At 72.5% G+C, this 24,737-nt stretch carries 22 protein-coding genes and 1 pseudogene; 9 read left to right on the forward strand and 14 right to left on the reverse strand.

Going from position 1 to position 24,737, the window contains the following annotated elements; all coding sequences use genetic code 11:
• Together E6J59_12385 and E6J59_12390 are read right to left on the reverse strand one after the other, a co-directional pair.
• A pseudogene (locus E6J59_12385) lies at positions 1–160 on the reverse strand (PE family protein).
• Between the two features lie 584 nt (positions 161–744).
• Entirely contained in the window at positions 745–2,778 is a 2,034-nt protein-coding gene (locus tag E6J59_12390; GenBank protein ID TMB19181.1) for a HAMP domain-containing histidine kinase, read from the reverse strand.
• A 70-nt stretch (positions 2,779–2,848) separates the two neighbouring features.
• Here E6J59_12390 and E6J59_12395 point away from each other — a divergent pair, with 70 nt between their 5' ends.
• The 5 genes from E6J59_12395 (at position 2,849) to E6J59_12415 (ending at position 7,670) form a co-directional block, all read left to right on the forward strand.
• The gene (locus E6J59_12395) at positions 2,849–3,313 is read left to right on the forward strand and encodes a YbhB/YbcL family Raf kinase inhibitor-like protein (GenBank protein TMB19182.1); all 465 of its coding nucleotides are present in this window, start codon (positions 2,849–2,851) and stop codon (positions 3,311–3,313) included.
• Between the two features lie 14 nt (positions 3,314–3,327).
• A complete protein-coding gene (locus E6J59_12400; protein ID TMB19183.1) occupies positions 3,328–4,605 on the forward strand; it encodes a cytochrome-c peroxidase in 1,278 nt (425 codons plus the stop codon).
• Positions 4,598–5,719, forward strand: a complete 1,122-nt coding sequence (locus E6J59_12405; protein ID TMB19184.1) for a serine/threonine protein phosphatase — start codon at positions 4,598–4,600, stop codon at positions 5,717–5,719. The genes E6J59_12400 and E6J59_12405 overlap by 8 nt, the downstream gene beginning before the upstream one ends.
• A gap of 493 nt (positions 5,720–6,212) precedes the next feature.
• Positions 6,213–6,431, forward strand: coding sequence for a hypothetical protein (locus E6J59_12410; GenBank protein TMB19217.1), 219 nt, complete (start codon positions 6,213–6,215; stop codon positions 6,429–6,431).
• A 48-nt stretch (positions 6,432–6,479) separates the two neighbouring features.
• Positions 6,480–7,670, forward strand: coding sequence for a sensor histidine kinase (locus E6J59_12415; GenBank protein ID TMB19185.1), 1,191 nt, complete (start codon positions 6,480–6,482; stop codon positions 7,668–7,670).
• Here E6J59_12415 and E6J59_12420 read toward each other — a convergent pair.
• Together E6J59_12420 and E6J59_12425 are read right to left on the reverse strand one after the other, a co-directional pair.
• Positions 7,667–9,181: an Rne/Rng family ribonuclease gene (locus E6J59_12420; protein ID TMB19186.1), complete on the reverse strand. Its 1,515-nt coding sequence runs from the start codon at positions 9,179–9,181 to the stop codon at positions 7,667–7,669. The two genes, E6J59_12415 and E6J59_12420, sit on opposite strands and share 4 nt — an antisense overlap.
• Before the next feature lie 5 nt (positions 9,182–9,186).
• On the reverse strand, positions 9,187–11,973 hold the full coding sequence (locus E6J59_12425; GenBank protein ID TMB19187.1) for a TIGR03960 family B12-binding radical SAM protein: 2,787 nt from the start codon (positions 11,971–11,973) through the stop codon (positions 9,187–9,189).
• Between the two features lie 86 nt (positions 11,974–12,059).
• Here E6J59_12425 and tatA point away from each other — a divergent pair, with 86 nt between their 5' ends.
• Positions 12,060–12,263 (forward strand): twin-arginine translocase TatA/TatE family subunit, encoded by a 204-nt coding sequence (gene tatA / locus E6J59_12430; GenBank protein ID TMB19188.1) that lies wholly within the window; start codon positions 12,060–12,062, stop codon positions 12,261–12,263.
• On the opposite strand, the gene E6J59_12435 is transcribed toward tatA, so the two are convergent.
• The 6 genes from E6J59_12435 to E6J59_12460 form a co-directional block, all read right to left on the reverse strand.
• Complete coding sequence (locus E6J59_12435; protein TMB19189.1) at positions 12,260–13,042, reverse strand: DUF3426 domain-containing protein; 783 nt, start codon at positions 13,040–13,042, stop codon at positions 12,260–12,262. The genes tatA and E6J59_12435 overlap by 4 nt on opposite strands.
• 59 nt (positions 13,043–13,101) lie before the next feature.
• Complete coding sequence (locus E6J59_12440) at positions 13,102–14,142, reverse strand: MCE family protein (protein ID TMB19190.1); 1,041 nt, start codon at positions 14,140–14,142, stop codon at positions 13,102–13,104.
• Positions 14,143–14,148: 6 nt separating this feature from the next.
• Positions 14,149–14,886, reverse strand: a complete 738-nt coding sequence (locus E6J59_12445) for an ABC transporter ATP-binding protein (protein TMB19191.1) — start codon at positions 14,884–14,886, stop codon at positions 14,149–14,151.
• Positions 14,883–15,617 carry an ABC transporter permease gene (locus E6J59_12450; GenBank protein ID TMB19218.1) on the reverse strand — a complete coding sequence of 245 codons (735 nt, stop codon included), beginning with the start codon at positions 15,615–15,617 and terminating at the stop codon, positions 14,883–14,885. The genes E6J59_12445 and E6J59_12450 overlap by 4 nt, the downstream gene beginning before the upstream one ends.
• 83 nt (positions 15,618–15,700) lie before the next feature.
• Positions 15,701–16,801, reverse strand: a complete 1,101-nt coding sequence (locus E6J59_12455; protein ID TMB19192.1) for a flippase-like domain-containing protein — start codon at positions 16,799–16,801, stop codon at positions 15,701–15,703.
• The gene (locus E6J59_12460; GenBank protein ID TMB19193.1) at positions 16,782–17,714 is read right to left on the reverse strand and encodes a hypothetical protein; all 933 of its coding nucleotides are present in this window, start codon (positions 17,712–17,714) and stop codon (positions 16,782–16,784) included. Before E6J59_12460 ends, E6J59_12455 begins: the two co-directional genes overlap by 20 nt.
• A 456-nt stretch (positions 17,715–18,170) precedes the next feature.
• On the opposite strand from E6J59_12460, the gene E6J59_12465 reads away from it, so the two are divergent.
• A complete protein-coding gene (locus E6J59_12465) occupies positions 18,171–18,731 on the forward strand; it encodes a hypothetical protein (GenBank protein ID TMB19194.1) in 561 nt (186 codons plus the stop codon).
• Between the two features lie 13 nt (positions 18,732–18,744).
• Here the strand turns inward: E6J59_12465 and E6J59_12470 are convergent, their stop codons facing one another.
• On the reverse strand, positions 18,745–19,452 hold the full coding sequence (locus E6J59_12470; GenBank protein TMB19195.1) for an NUDIX hydrolase: 708 nt from the start codon (positions 19,450–19,452) through the stop codon (positions 18,745–18,747).
• Entirely contained in the window at positions 19,449–20,459 is a 1,011-nt protein-coding gene (nadA, locus tag E6J59_12475; protein ID TMB19196.1) for a quinolinate synthase NadA, read from the reverse strand. Before nadA ends, E6J59_12470 begins: the two co-directional genes overlap by 4 nt.
• Before the next feature lie 126 nt (positions 20,460–20,585).
• Between nadA and bioB the strand changes: the two genes are divergently transcribed.
• Both bioB and E6J59_12485 read left to right on the forward strand, forming a co-directional pair.
• Positions 20,586–21,635 carry a biotin synthase BioB gene (bioB, locus tag E6J59_12480; protein TMB19197.1) on the forward strand — a complete coding sequence of 350 codons (1,050 nt, stop codon included), beginning with the start codon at positions 20,586–20,588 and terminating at the stop codon, positions 21,633–21,635.
• A 51-nt stretch (positions 21,636–21,686) separates the two neighbouring features.
• Entirely contained in the window at positions 21,687–21,893 is a 207-nt protein-coding gene (locus E6J59_12485) for a hypothetical protein (protein ID TMB19198.1), read from the forward strand.
• Here the strand turns inward: E6J59_12485 and E6J59_12490 are convergent.
• Both E6J59_12490 and tldD read right to left on the reverse strand, forming a co-directional pair.
• A complete protein-coding gene (locus E6J59_12490; GenBank protein TMB19219.1) occupies positions 21,859–23,202 on the reverse strand; it encodes a TldD/PmbA family protein in 1,344 nt (447 codons plus the stop codon). The genes E6J59_12485 and E6J59_12490 overlap by 35 nt on opposite strands.
• Positions 23,203–23,237: 35 nt before the next feature.
• The gene (gene tldD, locus E6J59_12495; GenBank protein ID TMB19199.1) at positions 23,238–24,677 is read right to left on the reverse strand and encodes a metalloprotease TldD; all 1,440 of its coding nucleotides are present in this window, start codon (positions 24,675–24,677) and stop codon (positions 23,238–23,240) included.
• Between the last annotated feature and the right edge of the window lie 60 nt (positions 24,678–24,737).

Consider the following 24,737-nt stretch of genomic DNA (forward strand, 5'->3'; position numbering starts at 1 on the left):
CACGACGCGGCCGCCGACGACCACGACGACGTCCACCACGTCGAGCACGACCACGACGCGGCCGCCGACGACCACGACGACGTCCACCACGTCGAGCACGACCACGACGCGGCCGCCGACGACCACGACGACGTCCACCACGTCGAGCACGACCACGACGCGGCCGCCGACGACCACGACGACGTCCACCACCTCGAGCACGACCACGACGCGGCCGCCGACGACCACGACGACGTCCACCACCTCGAGCACGACCACGACGCGGCCGCCGACGACCACGACGACCTCCACCACCTCCAGCACGACCACGACTCAGCCACCGACCACCACCACGACCTCCTCCACCACCACCACGACCCAGCCCTGCCAGTGCCACGATGTTTGCACTGCGGGCCCGGCCCAGTGTGCCACTGGCTGCGACCCCTGCGTCGCCGACGTCTGCGACCAGGATCCGAACTGCTGCGACCCAACGCTCGGCTGGACGGAGTTCTGCGTCGCCGAGGCCGCGAGCCTCTGTTGCCCGCGCCCGGACCTCGTCTGCTGCCCCGGGTAGCTTGCGACTGCCGCGTGCGCAGCCTCGACCGGCCAGGCACGTCGGAACGCTGTGCTGAGATTTGGATGGTGTCGCCCGATCGGGGACACCAGGTCGTCGCAGACTGACGAAACTGGTCTGCGCTACGTCGGCTGCGCCCGTAGCGTCTTCGCCAGCCGCTCGACGCTCAGGTGGACGGCCGCGGGATCAGGTCACTCGGGCGAAGCGCTCGATCCCGCGGGCCTTCTCGACGAGGCGCCCGCCGCGCGCACCTCGGGCGCGACCCGGACCGGGATCGTGACCGTGAAGGTCGAGCCCACCTGCGGCGTGCTCTGCACCTCGACGCGGCCGCCCAGGATCGTGACCAAGCGCTTCACGATGTAGAGCCCGAGCCCGACGCCGCCGAAGCGGCGCGTGGACGAGCCGTCGACCTGCCGGAACATCTCGAAGATCACCGGGAGGTGCTCGGCGGCGATGCCGATCCCCGTGTCGCGCACCGCGATCGTGACCGCGCCACCGGCGGTCGACGCGATCACGTCCACGCGTCCGGCCGGCGTGAACTTGAGGGCGTTGCCGATCAGGTTCTTCAGGACCGTCTTGAGCTTCACCCGGTCGGTCAGCACGGGTGTGCGGCCGACGCCGCTCTCCCAGTGGAGGACGACGGCGGGCGGCACGAGGGGGTCGAGCTCGCCCCCGAGCTCGGCGAAGAGGGCGTCCAGGTCGACCGGCCCCCGCGCGACCATCTCGCGGCCGGCCTCGAGGCGGCTGAGGTCGAGGGTCGCGTTCACCAGCTCGAGCAGCTCGAAGGCGCTTCGCCGCACGCGCTCGATCGTGTCGTGCTGCCCGGGTGTGAGCGGACCGAAGGTGCCCTCGGCAAGCAGGTCGGAATAGCCGGTGATGACGTTGAGCGGCGTGCGCAGCTCGTGCGACATGGTGGCGACGAACTCGGACTTGAGCCGGCTCGCCGCCTGGAGGCCGGCGATCAGGCGGGCGTTCTCGAGCGCGACCGCGGTGGCGTGCGCGATGCCGAGGGCGAGGCGCCGCTGCTTGGCCGAGAACGGCCCCGTGCGCGTGCGGTAGCCGCTCGAGAGCGTGCCGATGATCTCCTCTCGGCGGCAGATGGGCACGCACAGTGCCGAGGCCGACTCGAGGCGGCGCAGGATGTCGGGCGGGACCAGGTCCCGCCCGTCCGTGATCGCGAGCTCGAGCACCTCGCCCGGACGGAGCGCGTCCAGGAGGGGAAGGCTGCCCCAGGGAAACTCGAGCTGCGCCAGCTCGCCCACCACCTCGGGGCTGCTGCCCACGTTCGAGTGGAGGCGGAACGCCTGGCGCGCCTCGTCGAGGACGAAGATGCTGCTCCAGTCGCAGCCGAGGCTCTCGACCACGAGCCGGTTCACGCGCTCGAGCATGTCGGGCTGGCCGAGGTGCGCGTTGAGCGTCTCCCCGATGTCGACGAGCACGGCGGCGGTCTCCGCCTCCTCGCGTGTGAGCGCGGAGGCGAGCGCGAGCAGCGCGGTGCGGACGAAGGCGTCGTGGCGATAACGGTCGAGGAACGCCGTGCCGATGACCGAGGTTGCGGCGCCGGCGAGCAGCGCCACGGTCGAGTAGACGAGCGCGTCGGTGGCCGGCAGGCGGGGCGCTGCGACGACGAAGCCGCCGAGCGAGGCGGTGGCAACCAGGAGCTGTGACCGCCACCCCCAGGGGACGAGCACAACCAGGCCGCTCAGCAGGCAGACCTGGAACATGGCGCAGCGCTCGGCCTGCCCGCCGACCAGCACGTTGTAGCCGATCATCAGCAGGGAGAGGCAGGCGCAGACGAGCGCGCCGACGGTCTCGGTCCCGAGGCGACGGAGGGACAGCCGCTCGACGAGCAGACCGAGCGCGCACACCGCGATCTCGATCCCGTAGATGTCGCGCAGCGTGTGGCCGCGCTCGGGGTGGTAGACCGGCTCGAGCAGCACGACCAGGCCGACGAAGAGGAGAAACAACCCGACCGCGACCGTGAGCCGGTGGCGGATCGCGCGGCGCGTCTCCTCGGCGTACGCCGCCGCGGTCGCTTCCGACGCCGCGCCCCCGTCGCCGGGGAGCGCTCCCTCGTCCCGCTCTCGCATAGTGCGCGCACCGCGGGCCTTCCGGCCGAGCGGTGCTCCTCGAGTATCGACCGGGAAGTCGAGGCACTTTAGGAGGTTGGGTCGCGGGAAAGCCTCCTGGACAGGCGCGGCCCGCCCGACTAGCTTCGCCCGCATGGGGTGCGGTCGCGCCGTCGTCCTCCTGGTACCCCTCGCCGCCGCCCTGGCGCGACCCGGAGGAGCAGCCATGGCCTTCGAGCTCAAGTCGAGCGCCTTCAAGCCGGGGGAGACGATCCCCCGCAAGCACACCTGCGACGGCGAGGACCTCTCGCCCGCGCTCGCCTGGACCGACCCGCCGCCGGGTACGAAGGGCTTCGCCCTCGTGTGCGACGACCCCGACGCGCCCGCCGGCACCTGGGTCCACTGGGTGCTGTACGGCGTGCCGGCAACCGCGACGAGCCTGCCCGAGGGCGTGCGGCCCGCGCCGGCGCTCGACGACGGCAGCCGCCAGGGCACGAACGACTTCCGCCGAACGGGGTACGGCGGGCCATGCCCGCCACGCGGCGGCCCCCACCGCTACTACTTCAGGCTCTACGCGCTCGACATGGTCCCCGTGCTTGCGCCCAGCGCGACCAAGGCGGCGCTCATGAAGGCCATCCAGGGGCACACGCTCGGCCAGGCCGAGCTGATGGGCCGCTACGCGCGGCAGTAGCGGGAGGAGGGTCCATGCTGAACCGCCCAAGCGGGCCCATGCTCGCCGCCGCGGCGCTCGCCGCCGCGCTCGCCGGCCTCGCCGCCGCGCTGGAGGGGCGGCTGCCCCCGGGCGTCTCCCCGGTCCTCTACCAGCTCGTCGTGCCGCCCGCCGCAGCGCCCACGCCCGACAAGGTCGCGCTCGGGGACAAGCTCTTCAACGACAAGCGCCTGTCGGTGAACGACCAGGTGTCGTGCGCCACCTGCCACGACCCCGCGCGCGGCTTCGTCGACCACAAGACGGTGCCCGACGGTGTGGCCGCGCCCGCCCAGCGCCCGCAGCGCAACAGCCCGACGGTACTGAACGCGATGTTCAACGCGACCCAGTTCTGGGACGGGCGCGCGCCGTCGCTCGAGGAGCAGGCGAAGCTCCCCATCCTGAACCCGATCGAGATGGGCCAGAAGTCGCCCGACGACGTGGTCGCCAAGGTGCGCGCCCTCCCGGAGTACCGCGAGGCCTTCCCGCGCGTCTTCGGCCACGACGCGACCTACGACGACATCGCCGCGGCGATCGCCGCCTTCGAGCGCACCCAGTACGCCGGGGACGCGCCCTTCGACCGTTTCATCGCGGGCGACGAGAAGGCGATCGGCGCGGCTACCAAGCGCGGCTGGGGCCTCTTCAACGGCAAGGGCCGCTGCAACGCCTGCCACGCCTTCTCGACCGTGAGCCCGCTCTTCTCCGACCAGAAGTTCCACAACATCGGCATCGCCGCGCACAAGACCGACTTCATCGACCTGGCGCGCAAGGCGGCCGGCACCGTGCGCGCGGGAGACCTGAAGCAGGTGGACGAGCTCGCCATCCAGACCCACTTCTCCGAGCTCGGGCGTTTCCTGGTCACCAAGCAGGCGAACGACATCGGCGCCTTCAAGACGCCCGGGCTCCGCAACGTCGCCATCACGGCGCCCTACATGCACGACGGCTCGCTCGCCACGCTCTGGGACGTGATGGATCACTACAACAAGGGCGGCGTGCCGAACCCGAACCTCGACGGCGGCATGCAGCGGCTCGGCCTCTCCGAGGCGGAGATCGACGACCTGGTGGCCTTCATGGAGTCGCTCACGAGCAGGAAGTTCGCCGCCCTCGCCAAAGAGGAGATGGCGCGCCAGCGCGCCCGCAAGAACGTGCGCCCCGAACGCGAGACCGCGGTCGCCATGGGCAAGCAGGGCCACCTGGGCGATCTCGCCCCGACCCCCGACCCGGCGCGGCCGGCCGCCTTCGGAGTGCTCGTACGCGGAGGGACCTCCTATGAGTAGAGGGCACAAGAGCATCGAGACCAGGCACTACGAGGAGCGCGACGCCCTCTTCGCAGGGCTGAGACACGTCTCGCGCCGCTCGTTCATGAAGCTCGCCGGGCTCTCGGCCGGGCTCGCGATGGCGAAGGGGCTGGTCACGCCCCATGGCTTCCAGCTGGTCGAGGTGGCCAGCGCGGCGGAGGGCGACAAGCCCGCGTTCACCTTCGCCTATGTCTCCGACACCCACCTCTACCCGGCCAGCCTGAACGACCGCTTCCTGCGTGCCGCGCTCAAGGCGGTCGACGACGTGAACACCCTCGACCCCCAGCCCGACTTCGTCCTCTTCGGCGGCGATCTCGCGCAGCTCGGCCGGAAGGAGGAGCTCGATCTCGGGCGCCAGATCCTGAAGACCATCAAGGCGCCCGTCCACATGATGGTCGGCGAGCACGACTGGTTCCTCGACATGGGCGAGCATTGGCGCGCGCTCTTCGGGCCCGAGCAGCACTCCTTCGACCACAAGGGCGTGCACTTCGTGACCCTGATGAGCGTCCAGGAGAAGGACTTCTGGACGGCGCGCGGCATGACGCCGGCCGAGCGCATGCAGACGGTCGCCGGCCTCGACAACGGCGTGCAGTCGCGCTTCGAGGTGGGCGAGGCGGGGCGCGCGTGGCTCAAGAGCGATCTCGCCAAGGTGGACCACAAGACGCCGCTCGTCGTCTTCTCGCACTCGCCGCTCTACAAGTACTACCGGCCGTGGAACTTCTGGACCGAGGACGCCGAGGAGGTGCAGGCGATCCTGAAGCCGTTCCGGCACGTGACGGTGATCCACGGGCACACCCACCAGCTGCTCACCAACCGCATCGACAACATCCAGTTCCACGGCATGCTCTCGACGGCGTGGCCGTGGCCGTACGCGCCCGAGGGTCTGCCCAAGCTCACCATCCAGATGAACCGCGCCGATCCCTTCGACCAGTTCGACGGCTGTGGCGACGGCGCGGTCGACGTGCTCGAGAGCGGGCTCGTGAACAAGCTCTACAATCTCTGGGATCGCAACCCGGTCACGGTGCGCGCGAGCTATCTCACCTCGAGCGCCAGGCAGGACGCGCCGCCGCGGACGAAGCTGCCCTCGTACTAGGGGAGGGGACGCGATGATGCCGAAGAGGACGCTCTACCTGCTGGCCGTCCTCCCGCTCGCCCTGGGCGGCATCGTGCTCGCGCGCTCCCGCCCGGGCGTACGGCGCCACGATGCGTCGCCGTCGCCGAGCGGCAATCTCGTGGTCGCGCTCTGCGACGGGAAGACGACGGCCGAGATCCCCGGCGTGAAGGAGGGCGAGACGCCGACGCCCGAGCAGGCGCGCGCCGCGATCGACGCGCTCATGGGCGAGTGGCGGCGGAAGAACCCCGCCGCGGGCTGGGACGAGGGGCCCGCGCGCCTCGCCGACGCCGCCCAGCCGAAGGGTGGGGGGCCGCCCGCCGCGGCCGACATCCAGGGCGGCCAGACCTACGGCGCCTTCTCCGAGCGCGACCAGCGCATCTGGGAGGCGGAGACGGAGAAGTTCGTGCAGGAGGGCCGCCGCGTCTTCCACGACGCGAAGGCTTTCGGCGGCACGATCGGCGTCTCCTGCGACATGTGCCACCCCGACGCCGCCAACACGCACCCGGAGACGTACCCCAAGTTCCAGGTGCAGCTCGGGCGGGTCGCCCTCCTGCGCGACATGATCAACTGGTGCATCCAGAACCCGACGCGCGGCAAGCCGCTGGCCGACGACGACCCGCGCCTGAAGGCGATGGAGGCCTACATCATCGCCCAGCGCAAGGGGGTCGTGCTCGAGTTCGGGAAGCACTGAAGGGGCAGCGCTCCAGATCCAGACGGATTGGTGTTATTCAGCGGAAGCGTGGAGCCGCGCGACGGGCAGGGGGACCAGACGCTGCGGCCGGTGCGGATCGCGGCGCTCATCGTGTTCGTGTCGGTCGCCGTGTTCCTGCCCATCGACGCGCATTACTCGCCCGCGGGCCTGCACAAGGTCCTCGTCGCCTACGGGGCGCACACCACCCTCGCGCTCGCCATCCTGCTCGCCAGCCTGACGCGCTGGGGTGCCCGGCGCGCGGACCCCCTCGCCCTCACGCTCGGCTTCGGCGCGGCCGCGAACACGCTCCTCTACGTCCACCTCTGGCCCCGCAATCCCATGCTGGTCGCGACCTCGCTCGTCTGCCTCCTCATGGGCTGCGCCGTGGTCTTCTCGTGGAGCGCGCCGCGCATGATCCTTCTGGGCGCGTTCGTCTGCGTGGGCTTCGCGATCGTGTCCAGCCGGGCGACCGCCGCGGAGCTGGGCGGGGCGCCCGTCGTCTCCGCCGTCGGGGCGCTCGGCGTGGGGGCCCTCATCGCGATCGCCGGCGCCGGCATCCTCGGGCGCGCGCGCGCGAGCCTGGCCCAGCGGCAGGCGGAGCTGGCCGCCTTCTCGGCGCGTCTCATGGCGGCGCAGGAGGAGGAGCGGCGCCGGCTCGCACGCGAGCTGCACGACGAGCTCGGCCAGTCGCTGACCGCGGTCAACGCCTACATCTGGCTGATCGAGAAGGAGCTGCCCGAGGCGCAGGCGGCGCTGCGCGGCCGCACGGCCGAGGTGCGCCGCCTGGTCTCGAAGACGCTCGCCGAGATGCGCGAGATGTCACAACTCCTGCGCCCCTCGACCCTCGACGACCTGGGGCTGGTGCCCTCCCTCGACAGCCACCTGAAGGCGTTCGCCGACCGGCATCAGATCGCCACCAGCTTCACGGCCGAGGGCCTGCCCGAGCGCCTGCCGGCGGAGATCGAGACCGCGCTCTACCGCATCACGCAGGAGGCGCTCACCAACGTCGCCCGCCACGCCGGGGCGCACCGGGTACGTGTGGCGCTCACGCGCGAGCGCGCCGACTTGAAGCTCGAGATCGCCGACGACGGGCACGGGCTGCCCCTCCGGCAGGGCGGCACGAAGCCGGGCACCGGTCTGGTCGGCATCCGCGAGCGCGTCCACGCGCTCGGCGGGACGGTGACGCTGAGCTCCGAGAGCGGGGTGCGGATCAGCGTGCGGGTCCCGCTGCCCGACTAGCTTTCGAGCGCCACCTGGACCTGCTCGCGATCGAGCTCGGGTGCAGCCTCGACCGCGACCGTCCGCCCGACCAGCCGCTCGAGCGCCTCCAGGCTGCGCCGCTCCTGCTCGGTCAGGAAGGCCGCCACCTCGGGATGGACGCGCAGCGCGATGCGCGTCGAGTCCCTCGCCCCGGCCGCCTCGCGCTGCACGCGGCGAAGGGCGTCGTAGGCGAGCGTCTCGAGCGAGCGCACGCGCCCCCCGCCGCCGCAGTGCGGGCACGGGCTCAGGAGGAGCTGCTCGAGGCTCTCGCGCGTCCGCTTGCGCGTCATCTGCACCAGGCCGAGCTCCGAGATGCGCAGCACGTTGGCGCGCGCCTTGTCCCTGCGGACCGCGTCCTGGAGCGCGTCGAAGACCTTCTTTCGGTTGGCGGCCTTCTCCATGTCGATGAAGTCGATCACGATGATGCCGCCGATGTTGCGCAGCCGGAGCTGCTGCACGACCTGCTTCGCCGCCTCGAGGTTGGTCTTGAGGATCGTCTCCTCCTGGTCCTTCTTGCCGACGTAGCGGCCCGTGTTGACGTCCACCGTGGTGAGCGACTCGGTCTGGTCGAAGATCAGGTAGCCACCCGACTTGAGCCACACGCGGCGCTCGAGGGCGCGGTTGATCTTGGTCTCCACGCCGTGCTGGTCGAAGATCGGGGTGAGCCCCTCGTAGAGATGCACGCGCGGGGCGAGCCGCGGCATGAGCGCGGTCACGAACTCGAGCACGCGCGCATGGTCCTCCCGGCTGTCGATCGCGAGCCGGTCGACGTCGGAGGTGAAGAGGTCGCGGACCGTGCGCAGCACGAGGTCGAGGTCGGAGTGCACGAGGGCGGGCGCGCTCGCGGCGTCGGCCTGCTTCTCGAGGCGCGCCCAGAGACGCGTCAGGAAGCGCACGTCGTCGTGGATCTCCCGCTTGGTCACGCCCTCGCAGGCGGTGCGCACGATGAGGCCGCCCTCCTCGGGGCGCTCGGCCTCGACGATGGTGCGCAGGCGGTCGCGCTCGGCGGGGTCCTCGATGCGGCGCGAGACCCCGATGTGCTGCGTCCCCGGCATGTAGACCAGGTAGCGGCCGGGGAGCGAGAGGTGGGCGGTCACGCGCGCGCCCTTGGTCCCCATCGGCTCCTTCGCCACCTGGACCAGCACCTCCTCGCCCTTGTGCAGGCGCTCCTCGATCGGACGTGTGTCGTGCGGCGGCGGGAGCGCCGGCGCCTCGACCAGCTCGGCCGCGTCGCCCTCGCGCGCCACCTCGGGCGGCAGCGCCGGGGGACCCACGTCCGAGGCATGCAGGAAGGCCGCCTTCGGGAGCCCGATGTCGATGAACGCGGCCTGCATGCCCGGGAGCACGCGCAGCACCTTGCCCTTGTAGACGTTGCCGGCGATCCCGCCGCCGCCGCGGCGCTCGATGTGCAGCTCGACCAGCGTCGTGTCTTCGAGGAGCGCCACCCGCGTCTCCCACGGGGCCACGTTGATGAGGATCTGCTTCGCCACCGCCGTCAGGCGGCCGCGGCGCGGAAGCGCGTTGCGACCTTGTGCACGCGAAGCGTCGGGACCTCCTCGGGGGGGATGGCGAGGAGCTCGCCCAGGAGCGCGCCGGGCTTGACCGTGCCCTCGGGCCCCACCGCCAGCTCGAGGGAGAGGCGCTGCGGCGCGGTCATCTCGAGCCCACGGACGAAGCGGCGCGCGTCCACGGTGCGCTCGCCCGTCCGCGTGTGCTTGCGGAGGGGAAACGACGACGCACCGGCGAAGCGCTCGAGCGCGGCCGCGACCGCGTCGGACGCGGGCGGCCGATCGAGCGCGGCCAGGTCGACCTCGTAGACGAAGGCGGCGATGCTGGCGTCGATGCTGGGCGCGGCGCGCGGGACCTCGTCGGCGCCGGCGGGCTCGAGACCCTCGGGGAGCTCCGCGGCGAGGCGGTCGGCGACCGTCTCCGGCGGGGTGGCGGCGGTGAGGTCCAGGTCGACGTACTCGTCGTCGCTCGAGAAGCCGAGCGGGATGGCGGGGCTGAAGGAGAGCCGCGGCATCGGGTGGTGCCCCTGCGAGAAGGCGAGCGGCAGGCGGGCGCGGCGCGCGGCACGCAGGAACACGTTGCCGATCTCGCGCGCGCCGATGAAGCGCGCGGGGCCGAGCTTGCGGTAGCGCAGGCGGATGCGCTGCGCGGGGGGCGGCGTGGCGGGGGCGGGCGCGAGGGACGACGGCACGGCGCCGAGCCATTCGTCGGCGTTGCCTTCGCCGGGGGCGCCCCCGGCCCCGCCTGCCACGGGCTCCGGAAGCGGCACCGCGTCGGGCATGGCCGGGCGCGGGCGCGGCCCTGCGTGGCCCTGCGCGGCGCGCTTGCGCGCCTCGCGCCAGGCCTTGGTCTCCCAGGCGGGGGCGCCGGCGGCGTCCTCGGTGGGGACGACGAGATCGGCCCAGCGGGATGTCTGGTGGCCGCGGTGGTCGCTGCCCTTGGCGCCGGCGGGGTGGTAGTCGACGTTGCGGACCGCCTGGAAGTCACAGGCGCCGCAGTAGGTGCAGCGCTCGATCGAGCAGTCGGGCGTGAGGACGCCGCTCACCGCACGCGCCAGGTCCTGGAGGAGGAACTTCCGGCTGACGCCCGCGTCGAGATGGTCCCAGGGGAGCTTCTCGGCGAGCGGCCTCCGGCGGAGGTAGAAGTGCGGGTCGAGGCCGTGCGCCGCCATCGCCTCGCTCCACACCTCGAGGCGGCAGTGCTCGGACCAGCCGTCGAAGCGCGCACCCCGCCGCTGCGCGGTCTCGATCACGTCGGCGAGCCGGCGGTCGCCGCGCCCGAAGAGGCCCTCGAGCAGCGAGAGCCGCGCGTCGTGCCAGCGGAACGCGATCTTCCGCCGTCCGAGCTCGTGGCGCAGGAGCGCCTGGCGCGCGCGCGTCTCCTCGAGCCTGAGCTGCCCTGCCCACTGGAAGGGCGTGTGGGGTTTGGGCGAGAAGGTGGAGACACTGGCCGTCACCCCGAGGCGCCTGCCGGCCGCGGCGGCGACGCGCGCCGACAGCTCGGCGATGCCGCGCACGTCCTCTTCGGTCTCGCTCGGAAGCCCGATCATGAAGTAGAGCTTCAGGCTCCGCCAGCCGAGGTCGGCGAACAGGCGCGCGGCCTCGAGCAGCTCCTCCTCGCGATACTCCTTCTGGATCACGTCGCGCAGGCGCTGCGTGCCGGCCTCGGGCGCGAGCGTGAAGCCCGTCTTCCGCACCCGCCGGATCTGCTCCAGGATGCGCGGCGAGAGCGCGTCGACGCGTGTCGAGGGGAGCGAGACCGCCACGCGCTCGGGGACGAGGCGGTCCATCAGCTCCTTCAAGAGCGGATTCACGCCGCTGTAGTCGCCGGTCGACAGCGAAAGCAGCGAGACCTCCTCGTAGCCCGTGCGCTGCATGAGCGCGGCGGTCTCGGCCGCCAGGCGCTCGGGGTTGCGCTCGCGCAGGGGGCGATAGATGTAACCGGCCTGGCAGAAACGGCAGCCCTTGACGCAGCCGCGCATCACCTCGACGCTCGCGCGGTCGTGCACCACCCCGACGTTGGGCACGATCGGGTTCGGGGGTGGCGCGAAGCGGTCGAGGTCGACGAGCACCCGCTTGCGGACGCGCGGGCGCGCCGGCTCGAGCGGCACGACCTCGGCGATCGTCCCGTCCGCGTGGTAGCGGGGCGCGAAGAGAGCCGGCGCGTAGAAGCCCGGGATGTCGGCGAGCGCGCGCAGCAGCGCGCCGCGGTCGCGGCCGTCCCAGGCGAGCACCCGGTCGCAGATGTCGCCCACCGCCTCCTCGCCGTCGCCGAGGAGCACGCCGTCCAGGAAGGGCGCCAGCGGCTCGGGGTTGAACGCGCACGGCCCGCCGGCGATCACCAGGGGATGCCGGGGCCCGCGCGCGGCGGCGCGCAGCGGGACGCGGCCCAGCTCGAGCATGGTGAGGAGGTTCGTGTAGGTCAGCTCGTACTGGAGGCTGAAGCCGAGCACGTGGAAGTCAGCGAGCGGGAGGTGGCTCTCGAGCGAGACCAGCGGGAGCCCGCGCGCGCGCAGCAGCGCCTCCAGGTCGGGCCAGGGGGCATAGGCGCGCTCGGCGCCCACCTCGGGGCGGCGGTTGAGGACGTCGTAGAGGATCTGGAGCCCCAGGTGGGACTGCGCGATCTCGTAGACCTCCGGGAAGCAGAGGGCGAAGCGCAGCCGCACCGTGCCCGGGTCCTTCCGGATCGCCCCGCGCTCGTTGCCGAGGTAGCGGCCGGGCTTCTCAACCAACGGCAGCAGCCGCTCGTAGGCCTCGCGGAAGGTCGTCGGCATGCGAGGCAGCGCAGTATAGGAAGCACCCCCCGGCAGCGCAATTGAGCCAGCTTGCCTGCCCGGGCGGGCTCCCCTATGATTCGCGCATGTTCGGGATGGGCATCGGCGAGCTGCTCGTCGTGCTCGTGATCGTCCTCGTCGTGTTCGGGGCCGGCCGGCTACCCGAGGTGATGGGCAGCATTGGCCAGGGGGTCCAGGCCTTCAAGAAGGGGCTGCGCGAGCCGCCGGAGATCGACGTCACGCCCAAGGACGCCGACGCCGCGAAGGCGAAGAAGCCCGAGACCTCCTAGCCCCGTCGGCTCGGCGCCTGCACGGCGACCACCTCGGCGCCGAACTCGCGCAGGTCGGTGGCCGGCGAGGCGAACACGACCAGGAAATCCGCCTGCTCGCCGGGGGCGAGCGACCAGTCCTTGGGCGGCTCGAGGGTCTGGAGGAGCGCGATCTCGCGCAGCGACAGGTCCTGGACGTCGCGGGGCGCCGCCCCGCAGAACACGACCTGCCGCTGCTCCTGCGCGCCGGCGATCCGCCCCTCGATCTGGATGCTGCGCACCGGGACCCCCGAGTTGTTCACCGCCGTCCCCGAGATGACGAAGACGAGCCGGTCGCCCTGGACGCGCTCGTAGCGTCCCTTCACGTCGTTCAGCTGGACGATGGTGGGCTGGAGGCGCGCCTCGGTCAGGCGGGAGCCGATCAGCGGCACGCTGCCGAACGCCGTGCGCAGGCCCTCCGGGTGAGTGTAGAGGTAGACGGAGAGGATCGCGTAGCCAAGGCTCACGAGGACCATGGTACGCACCGCGAAGCGCGCCGGGCTCTTCATGGGCCGCCCCTCCTCCGGTGCGACGTCGTACGCCACCGCCACGGGATCGGGCGCGGCATCATCGTCCCCAGGCTCGTCATCGAAGGCGAACTCGCGCTCCTCGTCCTCGGCGCCGGAGAGCATTGCCGGCTCGACAGCGCCGGCCTCGAACACGTGCCGGCAGCGGGCGCAACGGTAGGTCGTGTCCGCGCCGGGCTCCGCGCGCGCCGGCCGGCGGTAGAGCGTACCGCAGCGCGGACACTCGACAGTCATAAGGTCGGGCGCATCCTACGCACCGGCGGGTGAAACGCAAACCGAGCCGAGCGTCCCGGCTACGGGCGACCCCGATCGCCCGCCGGCGCGTCGGTCTGCGGCGGAGCGTCCGGCGTCGGCGCGGAGCCGCCGCCGCCGAAGAAGCGCAGCAGCCAGCTCTTGCGAGCGCCGCCCAGGAGCGCCTTGGTGTCGTGGTAGAGCGACGGGTCGTTCACCAGCTTGCCGAGCGTGCCCTGGCCGCGGTCGAGCTTGGCGGCCACATCGGCCAGGTCGCTGATCGCCCGGTCGAGGTTGCCGAGCACGCGGTGGGCGTAAGCCTCGTCCTCCATCAGCCGTGCGAGCGCCCCGTTGCCGCGGTTGAGACGGGTGGTGAGCTGGTCGAGCGAGCGGGCGGAGTGGCGCACGTGGCCGAGCAGCTCGCGCGATTCCTTGGTGCCGCTGGTGAGCTGCCCGAGGACCCCCTCGCCGCGGTCGACACGCTCGAGGATCTTCGCGAGCGACGCGGTCGTCGCCTGGACGTTCGCCATCGTGCGCTGCAGGTCGACCAGCGGCGCCTCGCCCAGCTCGCGGTTGCGGAGCATGGCGCCGAGCAGCCCCTCGCCGCGCTGGATGGAGCCCAGGACGTCCTTCAACGAGGCCGTCACCTCGACGATGTTGGTCACGATGTCGCCGCCCTGGCCGACCAGCGCCTCGATCTCGACCGGGTCGATCGAGGCGATCAGCCCGCCGGGCGACACGGGCGGCGACTCCGGCGTGCCCGCCGACAGCTCGATGTAGCGGTCGCCGAGGAGGCCGAGCGTGCGGATGGAAGCCACCGTGTTCTCGCGGATGCGCGGCGCGATATCCCCCTTCACGTTGATGAGCACCTGGATGTGGCTGACCGCGGGATCGGGCGGGAAGCGCATCTCCACCACCGTGCCGATGGGCACGCCGCTCAGGCTGACCGGGGCGCCGGTCTGGAGCCCGCCGGTGCGCGTGAAATGCACCTCGTAGTGGACCTTCCGCTCCCAGAAGGGCTGCTCCTGGTTGAGCGAGAAGGTGGTCACCATGAGGATGGCGAGCGCGGTGGCGACCAGGAGCCCGATCTTGGTGGTGCGCATCGCGGTCTAGGCGGCGTTCAGGAACTCGTGCAGGAAGGGGTCGCGCGAGGCGCGTGCCTCGTCGGGCGTGCCGACGAACCGGATGCGGCCCTCGTGCAGGAAGGCGACCCGGTCGGCGACCAGGAAAGCGCTGCCGAGGTCGTGGGTCACCACCACCGAGCTCACCCCGAGACGGCGCTGCAGGTCGCGGATCAGGTGATTGATCTTGGCGGCGACCACCGGGTCGAGACCGGTGGTCGGCTCGTCGTAGAGGAGCGCGCGCGGCTCGAGCACGAGCGCGCGCGCCAGGGCGGCCCGCTTGCGCATCCCACCCGAGAGCTCGGCCGGCATGAGCTCTTCGCTGCCGGCCAGGTCGACCATTTCAAGAGCCTGGCGCACGCGGCCGGGGATGGCGTGAGGCGGCAGCAGGCGATGCTCGCGCAGGGGGTAGGCGACGTTCTCGCCCACGGTGAGCGAGTCGAAGAGGGCGCCCTGCTGGAAGAGCATGGCGACGTTGCGCCGCACCGGCACGAGCGCATCCTCGTCGAGCCCCTGGAGGATCACGCCGTCCACCTCGACCTCGCCGGCGTCGGGCACGAGCAGGGCGTTCATGTGCTTCAGGAGCACGCTCTTCCCCGAGCCGCTCCCGCCCAGCACGACGAGCGTCTCGCCCCCGAGCACGTCGAGCGTGAGCCCGCGCAGCACGGGCTTGGCGCCGAAGGCCTTCTCGAGGCCGCGGCAGCGGATGTAGGGCCGTTCGCTCACGAGAGGAGGAAGAGCTTGGTCAAGAAGAAGTCCGAGATGAGGACGGTGATCGAGGCGGCGACGACGGTCCGGGTGGTGGCGCGGCCCACACCGTCGGCGCCGCCGGTCACCTGGAGCCCGTTCAGGCAGGCGATGATGCCGATGAAGTACGCGAAGAAGAACGACTTGCCGATGCCCGAGAAGACGTCGCGCAGGTAGAGCACCTGGATGAGCGAGTTCACGTAGAACTCGCCGCTGACGTTGAGCTCGGTCACGGAGAGGAGGAGTCCGCCCAGGATGCCGACCAGGTCGCCGATGATCGTGAGCACGGGCAGCATGACGAGGATGGCGATCAGCCGGGGGACGACGAGGTTCCGGATCGGGCTCGCGCCGAGGGCGCGGATGGCGTCGATCTGATCGGTGACCGCCATCGTGCCGAGCTCGGCCGTGATCCCCGCGCCGACCCGCCCGCCGATCATGAGCGCGGTCAGCACGGGACCCAGCTCGCGCACCAGCGCCATGCCCACGATGCGCGACACGAACATCTTGGCGCCGAAGCGCGCCATGTAGGTGCCGAGCTGGAGCGCCAGCACCATGCCGGTGAAGAACGCGGTCAGGTTCACGATGGAGAGCGAGCGCCAGCCGACCTGTTCGAGCTGCACGACCACCGTGCGCCACTCGGGCGGGCGGCCGAGCGCAGCGCGGACGGCGTCGCGCGTGAGCAGCGCCACGGCGCCGAGCCCGTCGAGCAGGGCCAGGATGCCGGTCGGCACGGGCGCCGCGCGCGCGCCGGAGTCCGGCGTGCGGGCGGCCTGCACACCGACCATGGGCGGGTTCATATCGACGGGGGGAGGGGAGTGTCAAATCGCGCCGGGCCCGAACGCGCGCCGACGGAGTGCACCGCCTGGAGCATGATGCCGTGGAAGAAGAAGAGGCTCACGAGCAGCGGGAGCACGTAGTAGGCGAGGCGGAAGAGCAGCACGGCGACGAAGGCGGTCTCGTACGGCACGGAGAGGCTCGCGAAGACCGCCGTCATCGAGCCCTCCATCACGCCGAGCCCACCCGGCACGAGCGACACGAGCGAGAGGCAGATGCCGACCGCGAAGCCGATCACCACGAGGCCCGGGGGGATGGGGTAGCGGACGGCGCGGAACGCGGCCCACAGGATGGCGATGGTGAGCGCCCAGTCGAGCATGATCCACGCCGCGGGCGCGAGCATCCGATCCTTGCGGTCGAGGAGGAACTCGAGCCCCTGGTTCAGGTTGTGTTGGAAGCGCCACAGGCGCACGCGCCCCGGGGTCCAGCGCGGGACAACTCGCCGGAGGACACGATGTCCGGTGTTGGCGACGAAGAAGAGCGTCCGCCGGCGCAGCTGACGGTGATACATGAGCACCACGGCGTAAGTGAGCAGCCCCGTGAAGAGTGCCAGCGCGACGCTCGCCGCCACGAGCGCCACCCCGGGCAGCACGTGCCGGAGGACCAGGCTCGCGAAGCCCACGGCGATGAAGGAGAGCAGGGTGAAGTTGGTGAGGAAGGTCTGCACGAGCGAGATCAGGACCGCGCGCCCCGTGGGGATGCGCTGCTGCGAGAGGAGATACATGCGCACCGCGAAGCCGGAGAGCCCGGCGCTGGTCACCAGGTAGTTGGCCGTGTTCGAGACGAACGTGATCCGCAGCCAGGTGGGGAAGCCGAGCCGCAGGCCGGCCGCCTCCGCGATCCCCTGGTAGGAGCGCGACATGGCCGCGTAGGAGGCGAGCGTCAGCAGGGCCAACACGACCAGCATCAGGGGATGGATGCCGGCGATCGTGCGCAGCAGCGCGGGCCCGTTGGCGAGTGCGCCGAGCAGAACGAGCAGGCCGCCGCCGGCGGTGAGCGCGGCGGCGAGGACGATCCGCCGGCGCCGGCCTACCGGGCCGTCAGCACGCCGGGCCGGCAATGAGGCGCTTGGCCATCCACCACACGGCGGCTCCGGCGATGAAGCCGAGCGGCCCGCCGAAGATCATCGAGCCGATCAGGGCCGAGAAGTCGGGGTGGACGGCGTTGCTCGTCCAGAAGATGAGGGCCGTGCCGAGCACGGCGGCAGTGGAGACGGTGAGCCCGCCATCGGTCTCTGGCACCGGGCCGAGGCGGTCGAAGGCGACCACCGCCGCCATGAGCGCGGTGGCGAGGAGCCCGAGCACGAGCTGGCCGGGGAGCGGGTGGGGATAGGCCGAGATCGTGATCGGCTGCGCGCTCTCGGGCTCGAGAACGACGTGCGTGACCGTCAGGTCGCCGCGCTCCGGATTCGAGAGCATGCGCACGTCGGCGGTGTGCCTCTGGTGTACGGTGGCGGAGCCCCGCCGGCCGAGACGACGCGTGCTCAGGCGGTCCTCGAAGGTGCCCTTCAAGACGCGCGTGCCGCCCGCACCCTCGAACGTCAGACTGTAGTTGACGGGTGGCGCGACGTTGCCGCTCGGGCTCTCGGCGAGCTGACCCTCGAGGAGGAGATCGACGGCCGCGCGCCCCGCGGCCGGGATGCGGAGCGGGAGCCCGCTCCCCGCTGCCGTCACCTGCGCCGCGTTGATGAGCGGGGTGCCCGGGAAGAGGCGCACGTGGAAGGGCACGTAGCAGGCGGCGAACCAGACCAGGCCGAGCCCGGCGCCCAGGAGCCGCTCGCGCGGCGCGTGCGCCCCGATCACGAGCGGACGCTCGCTGATATAGAGGAGGAGCACGAGCGACGCGGCGACCGTGCCGGCGAGCGCGGCCGCGCTCCCCACCGTCCCGGCGGCGGAGAGCGCGGCCAGGAAGGCGATGACCGCGAGCGCGAGCGCGGGTACGCCCCAGCTGCGCGCCGCGTCGGCCGCTGCCATGGCCGCGAGCGGAGCCCGCGGACGCGACTTGGCTCCTGCCGGTGCGCGGCTGCGAGACGCGGTGGCCATCGGGCGGCGGCTTCGACCCGGGCGGCCTTCTATCCCAGCGTGGGGGGAGGGGCAAGCTGCGGCCCGCGCAGGGTCAGCTTGCGAGCCGCCAGCTCCTCGACCGGTGAGTGACCGTTCACTCCAAAACGCTGGCTCACGTGCAGAAACCGAGCGATCACGGATTGCCCGGGGCAAAACTCCCCTCTTCCCGGAGAAGGGGCAAACCAACGGGCCTGGGTCGTATTTGCCCTAGTTGACAAAGGCTACCGACTTTCGGCCTAATGTCCTCACGCCCTTCCGGGGGGGACTTGCCCGGGAAATGTCAACCAGAGGTGGAAGGAGCCGGATGCCGAGATGTTTGAGCCAGCCCAGCAGGGGGAGAACGCAGTGATGGCCGAGGCCGGGCCGATGGCCGGTGAGCGCGCGCTCATGCGCGCCGTGCTCGAGGACGCGATCCGGTGCCTCGTCGGTGAGGTCGGGCCTCGGTACCAGCGCGGGCGGCTCGCCGCGGAGGCGCGGGCGTGGATCGAGGGCGCCGATCCGCACTGGCACTTCTCCTTCGAGAACCTGTGCGATAGCCTCGGGCTCGACTCCGGGCGCCTGCGCGCCCGGCTGCTGCGCGACGCGCCCGTGCCGGTAGCGGTCGACGGGCGCCAGCTCGCCGGGCGCGGCGTCCGGCCGCCCCGGGAGACGCCGGCCGAGGACGAGATCGTGCAGATGATCCGGGCGGGCCGTCCGCTGCGGGTGGTGGCGCAGACCTTCGGCATCAGCGTCTCGAAGGCCTCGATCCTGTCGCGTGGGCTCGCGAGCCGCATGAAGGCGGAGCGCGACGAGGAGATCCGCCGCCTGCGTCTCGACGGCTGGACGCATCGCGCGCTCGGGGCCCGCTTCGCCCTCTCCCGCATCCGTATCATGCGAATCTGCGCGCGCCGCGGCGAGGCGCTGACCGAGGGCCGGACCGCGGCCTGAGCGCGTCCGGACGTCAGCTCCGTTGCGCCGCCGAGGCGGCGAGTATCTCGACCATCATCGGACGGCGCCGCCGGAAGGCGTAGAGCGCGGCCGGCCGGTGCGCCCCGCGCCGCACGCCGCCGGCGCGGGCGAGCAGCCCGAGCGAGAGGACCTTCTTGCGGAAGTTGCGCCGATCGAGCCGGCGCCCGAGGATGGCCTCGTACATCTCCTGCAGCTCGCCGAGCGTGAAGCTCGGCGGAAGGAGCGTGTAGACGAGGTTGGTGTACGCGAGCTTGGCGCGCAGGCGGCCGAGTGCGGTGCGGAGCACGGCATCGTGATCGTAGGCGAGGGGCGGCAGGCGTGCCGCCGGGCACCAGGCGACATCGGGGAACGGCTCGCGCGCCCGACCCGAAGGCGCGCCGTCGGCGCTCCGACCCTGAAAGCGGCCGCCGTGCGGGATGAGAGCGAAGTAGGCGACCGACACGACCCGGCCGTGCGGATCGCGCTCGGGGTGGCCGAAGGTGTAGAGTTGCTCGAGGTAGATGCCGCGCACGCCCGTCTCGGCGGCCAGCAGGCGGCGCGCGGCGCCCTCGAGCGTCTCGTCGGCCAGTACGCGGCCGCCCGGGAACGCCCAGCGCCCGGCGAACACGCCGCGCTGGACGCGCACGAGCAGCGCCTGCAGCGCGCGGTCGAGGACCGTGAACACCGCCACGTCGACCGCGATCGCCGGCGCGGGGTTCACCCGCCCAGCTCGAGCATGCGCTCGAGTGCCGCTGCGGCCCGCACACGCACGTCCTCCGCGACGGTGATCTCCGGGGCCAGGTCGCGGAGCGCGTCGCGCGTCCCCTCGAGGGTGATCATCTTCATGTACTGGCAGAGCTTGCAGCTCTTGTAGAACTTCTTCTCCGGGACCTCGAGCAGCAGGCGGTCCGAGAGCCCGCACTCGGTCACGATCAGGAACTCACGCTCGGGGCTCTCCTTCGCGTAGCGCACCATACCGCTGGTGGAGAGGACGGCGTCGGCGAGGGCGAGCACGTCGGCGCGGCACTCGGGGTGCGCCAGCACGCGCACGTGCGGCAGCGCGCGGCGCACCGCCGCGATCTGCTGCGGGGTGATCTGGTGGTGCACGTAGCAGTTGCCGTCCCAGGCGATGATCGCCTTCCGGGTCCGTGACTGGACGTAGTTGGCGAGGTTCCGGTCGGGCACGAAGAGGATGTGCTCGCTCGGCAGCGCCTCGACGACGCGGACGGCGTTGGAGGAGGTGCAGCACGCGTCGCACTCGGCCTTCACCTCCGCGGTGGTGTTGACGTAGCCGACCACCGCGAGGTCGGGATGGACGGCGCGCAGCTCGGCCTTGCGCGCAGCCAGGTCCTCGGCCGTCACGCTGTCGGCGAGCGAGCAGCCGGCGCGCAGGTCGGGGAGGAGCACCCGCCGCGTGGGGTTCAGGATCTTGGCCGTCTCGGCCATGAAGTGAACGCCGCAGAAGACGATCGTGTCGGCGTCTGTGCGGGTCGCCTGGCGCGCGAGCTCGAGCGAGTCGCCCACGAAGTCGGCCACCTCGAAGATCTCCGGGCGCTGGTAGTTGTGCGCCAGGACGACGGCGTTGCGGGCACGCTTCAGGGAGTGGATCTCGGCGATGGTGTCGGCCAGCGCGGCGCAGCGCGCGGGGCCGTAGTGCAGGTCGCCGAGCGGCGCGAACAGCGCCTCGAGGTCGGGGCCCGTGGGGGCGAGGGTGGTGGCAGCGGGCATGGGCAGCTCGGAGGTTCGTGTATCTCGTACGCATACTCGGCCCTCGCGCCCGCCGTGTCAACCGGGGTCGGGCGGCGGTTGCACGGGCGGGCCGGGCCAGCTAGGGAAGCCCGCGACCAGGAGGCCATGAGCGGGCTCGACGACACGGTGGCGGCGCTGGCCGCCGCGGGGCCGTACCGGGGGCTGGCCGAGCAGGCCCTCGCCGACCGGCCGCTCGCGCGCGCCGACGCGCGCGCCCTGCTCGACAGCCCGGAGGAGGACCTTCCCGCCGTGCTGTGGGCCGCCTTCGCGGCGCGCAGCCGGCACTTCGGCCGGCGCGTCAAGCTGTGCGTGCTCGAGAACGCGCGCAGCGGCCTCTGCCCCGAGGACTGCGGCTACTGCTCGCAGTCCGCGGTGTCGACCGCCGACATCCGGCGCTACCGCCTCCGCCCCGTGGCCGATCTCGTCGCGGGCGCCCGCCGCGCGGTCGCGAGCGGCGCGGGCCGCTACTGCATGGTGGTGAGCGCGCGCGGGCCGAGCGCGTCGGACATCGCGCACTTCGCGGGCGCCGCGCGCGCCATCCGGGCCGAGATGCCCGCGCTCGAGCTGTGCGTCTCGCTCGGCATCATGCAGGAGGGACAGGCGCGCGCGCTCGCCGAGGCGGGGGTCGACTTCGTCAACCACAACCTGAACACGAGCCGCCGCTTCTACCCGGCGATCTGCAGCACGCACACCTACGACGACCGCACGGCGACCGTGCGCAGCAGCGCCCGCGCCGGGCTCGGCGCCTGCTCCGGCGTCATCATCGGCATGGGGGAGACGCACGAGGACCTGATCGACGTCGCGGCCGAGTTGCGCGCGCTCGCGGTCGCCTCGCTGCCGGTCAACTTCCTCCACCCCATCGAGGGCACGCCGCTCGGCGAGCGGCCCACGCCGCCGGCGGCCGATTGCCTGCGCGCGCTGGCGCTCTTCCGGCTCACCAACCCGCGCGCCGAGATCCGGGCCGCGGGCGGGCGCGAGCGCGCGCTCGCCGGGGCCCAGGGCCTGGCCCTCTTCGCCGCGAACTCCATCTTCGTGGGGGGCTACCTCACCACGCCCGGCGAGGGTCCCGCGGACGCGCTCGCCATGATCCGCGCGCTCGGCTTCGAGGCGGAGGGCGAGGGGCGTCACGCCATGGACAGAGCGGCGCAAATGTGATGTGAGGCAGTCGCCGAGGTTCCCGACGAACATCCCGAGCAGGGGGTGGGCATGCAAGAACGGCTGGCGCGGCGCTTCCACGCGCGTGAAGAGGACGAGGAAAAGGACAAGGATATCGACGACCTCGAGGACGAGGACCTCGATGAGGACGATGACCTCGAGGACGACGACGACTTGGACGAGGACGACGACGAGGAGGAAGAGGAGGAAGAGGCTCGGGGCGCTAGGCCCCGGCCACCGTCATGCGCGCGATCTTGAGCGTCGGCGCGGCGATCGCGGAGCGCAACCGGAGGTCGCTCCCCACCATCTCGATGTCGCGCAGCATGCCGCGCAGGTTCCCCGCGATGGTGAGTTCCTCGACGGGGTGAGCGAGCTCGCCGTTCTCGATCCACAGCCCGACCGCGCCGCGTGAGTAGTCGCCGGTCACCGGGTTCACCCCGAAGCCGATCAGCTCGGTCACGTAGAGCCCCGAGCGCACCGACGCGATGATCGCCTCCGGCGCGTGCGGGCCCGGCTCGAGGACGAAGTTCGTGGGCGCCACGCCAGGCGCGTCGCCCACGCTGCGCGCCGCGTGCCCCGTGGTTCTGAGCCCGAGGCGGCGCGCCGAATACGAGTCGAGGAGGTAGCTCCTGAGCACGCCGCGCTCGACCACGACCCGGCGCTCTTGCCGCACCCCCTCGCCGTCGAACGGCCGCGACGCCGGGCCGGCGGGCCGGAGCGGGTCGTCGACCACGGTGACGGCGTCCGAGGCGACCTGCTCGCCCAGGCAGTCGAGCAGGAACGACATGCGCCGGTAGAGCGCCGAGCCGGCGATGGCGCCCGCCAGGTGGCGGAGGAGGCTCGCCGCGGTCTCGGGGTCGAAGACGACCGGGCACGTGCAGGTGGAGGGGCGGCGCGCGCCCAGCCGGCGGAGCGCGCGGCGCGCCGCCTCGCGGCCGACCTCCGCGGGCGGCTCGAGAGCGGCGAGCTTCCGGTGCGCCGTGTACCACGAGTCGCGCTGCATGCCGCCGTCGCGCGCGGCGACCGGCACGACGGCCAGGCTCGCGGAGGAGCCGGCATAGGCGCCGGCGAAGCCGAGGCTCGACGCGTACGCGACCAGCCCGGCGTCGGCGCCGAACTCGGCGCCCTCGGAGTTGGTGATCTCGGGCGCGGCGGCGAGCGCGGCGGCCTCGGCGTCCCGCGCCCAGGCGAGCGCCTGCTCGGGCTCGAGCCGCTCGATCGCCGGATCGTGCAGGTCCAGGTCCGGCTGCGCCCCGGCGAGCTCGGCGGGGTCCGGCAGGCCGGCGTGCGGATCGGGAGTGGTCGTGCGCGCGAGCGCGACCGCGTCGCGGGCGAGCGCGGCGAGCCCCTCGGGGGTGAAGTCGGCGGTCGACACGATTGCGGTCGCGTTGCCGACGAAGACGCGCAGCCCGGCGCGCCGCTGGCGCGCGCGCGCGAGCTTCTCCACTTCGCCCAGGCGCACGCCGACCGCGAGCCCGTCACTCTCGACCGCCAGGGCGTCGGCGGCGCGCGCGCCGGCCGCGCGCGCGCGCGCGACCAGGTCGTACGCCAGCTCCCGCGGGTCGATGTCGCCGCGCGCGCGAGCGCTCTCGTCGTGCGCGCTCACGGCCGCGTGCCGCCCACGGTGAGGCCGTCGATGCGCACCGTCGGCAGGCCGACCCCGACCGGCACCGACTGCCCGTCCTTGCCGCAGGTGCCGATGCCCTCGTCGAGCCGCAGGTCCGCGCCCACGCGCGTGATGCGCGTGAGCACGTCGGGCCCGTTGCCGATGAGCGTCGCGCCGCACACCGGCCGCGTCACCTTGCCGCCCTCGATCAGGTACGCCTCGCTCGCCGAGAAGACGAACTTCCCGCTCGTGATGTCCACCTGCCCGCCGCCGAAGTAGACCGCGTAGAGGCCGCGGTCGACCGAGCGGATGATGTCCTCGGGCGCGTCCTCGCCGGCCAGCATGAAGGTGTTGGTCATGCGCGGCATGGGGAGGTGCGCGAAGCTCTCGCGCCGGCCGTTGCCGGTGGGCGGCATGCGCATGAGCGCCGCGTTGAGCCGGTCCTGGAGGTAGCCGCGCAGGATGCCGCGCTCGATCAGCACCGTGCGCTGCGTGGCCGTGCCCTCGTCGTCGACGTTGAGCGAGCCGCGGCGGCTGGCGAGCGTGCCGTCGTCGACCACCGTGCACAGCTCCGAGGCGACGCGCGTGCCGATGCGGTCGGTGAAGGCGGACACGCGCTTGCGGTTGAAGTCGCCCTCGAGGCCGTGGCCGATCGCCTCGTGCAGGAGGACGCCCGGCCAGCCCGGGCCGAGGACGACCGTCATCGTGCCCGCGGGCGCGGCCGCGGCCTCCAGGTTGGTGAGCGCCTGCCGGGCCGCCTCGCGCGCGAAGCGCTCGGCGCGGCCGTCGAGCAGGGTGTCGAACACGAAGCGCCCGCCGCCCCCGTAGCTGCCCTGCTCGCGCCGGCCGCCGCGCTCCGCGATGCAGGTGACGCTCAAGTGCACGAGCGGCCGCACGTCGCCCACCACCGCGCCCGCGGAGGTGACGACCAGGATGACGCGGTACTCGAGCCCGATGCCGGCGAGCACGTTGGTGATGGAGGGGTCGATGGCGCGCGCGGCCGCGTCGAGGCGCTGGAGGAGCGCCACCTGGTCCGCGGGCGGCGTGTCGATGGGCGGGCGGGCGACCGGGTAGAGGTCGTGCGCGGCGGCGGCCGCGCGCGTGGCGGGGAGCGCGGCCGTCGCGCTGTGCTCGTCGGCGATCGCCCGGGCCGTGCGCGCCGCCAGCTCGAGCCGCTCGAGCGAGACCTCGTCGGAGTGCGCGTAGCCGCTGCGCGCGCCGGCGACCACGCGCACGCCCACGCCCTGGCTCACGTTGCGCGTGGCCTTCTTCACCACGCCCTCCTCGAGCGACGCGGTCTGGTTCACGCGGAACTCGAAGTAGAGGTCGGCGAAGTCGGCGCGCCGCTCGAGCGCCGTGCCCAGGATGCGCTCGAGCGCGCGGTCGGAGAGCCCGAAGCGCTCGTGGAAGAACCGCTCGGGCCGCACCACCTCCATGCCCCCGACGGTACCAGACGGTCCGCCGGCGCGCCACCGCGTGCGCGTCGACCAAAATAG

The sequence above is a fragment of the Deltaproteobacteria bacterium genome (assembly GCA_005879795.1).
Classification (GTDB): Bacteria; Desulfobacterota; Binatia; order DP-6; family DP-6; genus DP-6.

Excerpts from the sequence above, each read along its gene's own strand:
- E6J59_12465 (TMB19194.1), top strand. The coding sequence starts at position 18,171 with ATGGCCGGTGAGCGCGCGCTCATGCGCGCCGTGCTCGAGGACGCGATC.
- E6J59_12440 (TMB19190.1), bottom strand. The coding sequence starts at position 14,142 with ATGCGCACCACCAAGATCGGGCTCCTGGTCGCCACCGCGCTCGCCATC.
- E6J59_12410 (TMB19217.1), top strand. The coding sequence starts at position 6,213 with ATGTGCCACCCCGACGCCGCCAACACGCACCCGGAGACGTACCCCAAG.
- E6J59_12435 (TMB19189.1), bottom strand. The coding sequence starts at position 13,042 with ATGACTGTCGAGTGTCCGCGCTGCGGTACGCTCTACCGCCGGCCGGCG.
- nadA (TMB19196.1), bottom strand. The coding sequence starts at position 20,459 with ATGCCCGCTGCCACCACCCTCGCCCCCACGGGCCCCGACCTCGAGGCG.
- E6J59_12400 (TMB19183.1), top strand. The coding sequence starts at position 3,328 with ATGCTGAACCGCCCAAGCGGGCCCATGCTCGCCGCCGCGGCGCTCGCC.
- bioB (TMB19197.1), top strand. The coding sequence starts at position 20,586 with ATGAGCGGGCTCGACGACACGGTGGCGGCGCTGGCCGCCGCGGGGCCG.
- E6J59_12405 (TMB19184.1), top strand. The coding sequence starts at position 4,598 with ATGAGTAGAGGGCACAAGAGCATCGAGACCAGGCACTACGAGGAGCGC.
- tatA (TMB19188.1), top strand. The coding sequence starts at position 12,060 with ATGTTCGGGATGGGCATCGGCGAGCTGCTCGTCGTGCTCGTGATCGTC.
- E6J59_12390 (TMB19181.1), bottom strand. The coding sequence starts at position 2,778 with ATGCGGGCGAAGCTAGTCGGGCGGGCCGCGCCTGTCCAGGAGGCTTTC.
- E6J59_12395 (TMB19182.1), top strand. The coding sequence starts at position 2,849 with ATGGCCTTCGAGCTCAAGTCGAGCGCCTTCAAGCCGGGGGAGACGATC.
- tldD (TMB19199.1), bottom strand. The coding sequence starts at position 24,677 with ATGGAGGTGGTGCGGCCCGAGCGGTTCTTCCACGAGCGCTTCGGGCTC.
- E6J59_12460 (TMB19193.1), bottom strand. The coding sequence starts at position 17,714 with ATGGCAGCGGCCGACGCGGCGCGCAGCTGGGGCGTACCCGCGCTCGCG.
- E6J59_12425 (TMB19187.1), bottom strand. The coding sequence starts at position 11,973 with ATGCCGACGACCTTCCGCGAGGCCTACGAGCGGCTGCTGCCGTTGGTT.
- E6J59_12485 (TMB19198.1), top strand. The coding sequence starts at position 21,687 with ATGCAAGAACGGCTGGCGCGGCGCTTCCACGCGCGTGAAGAGGACGAG.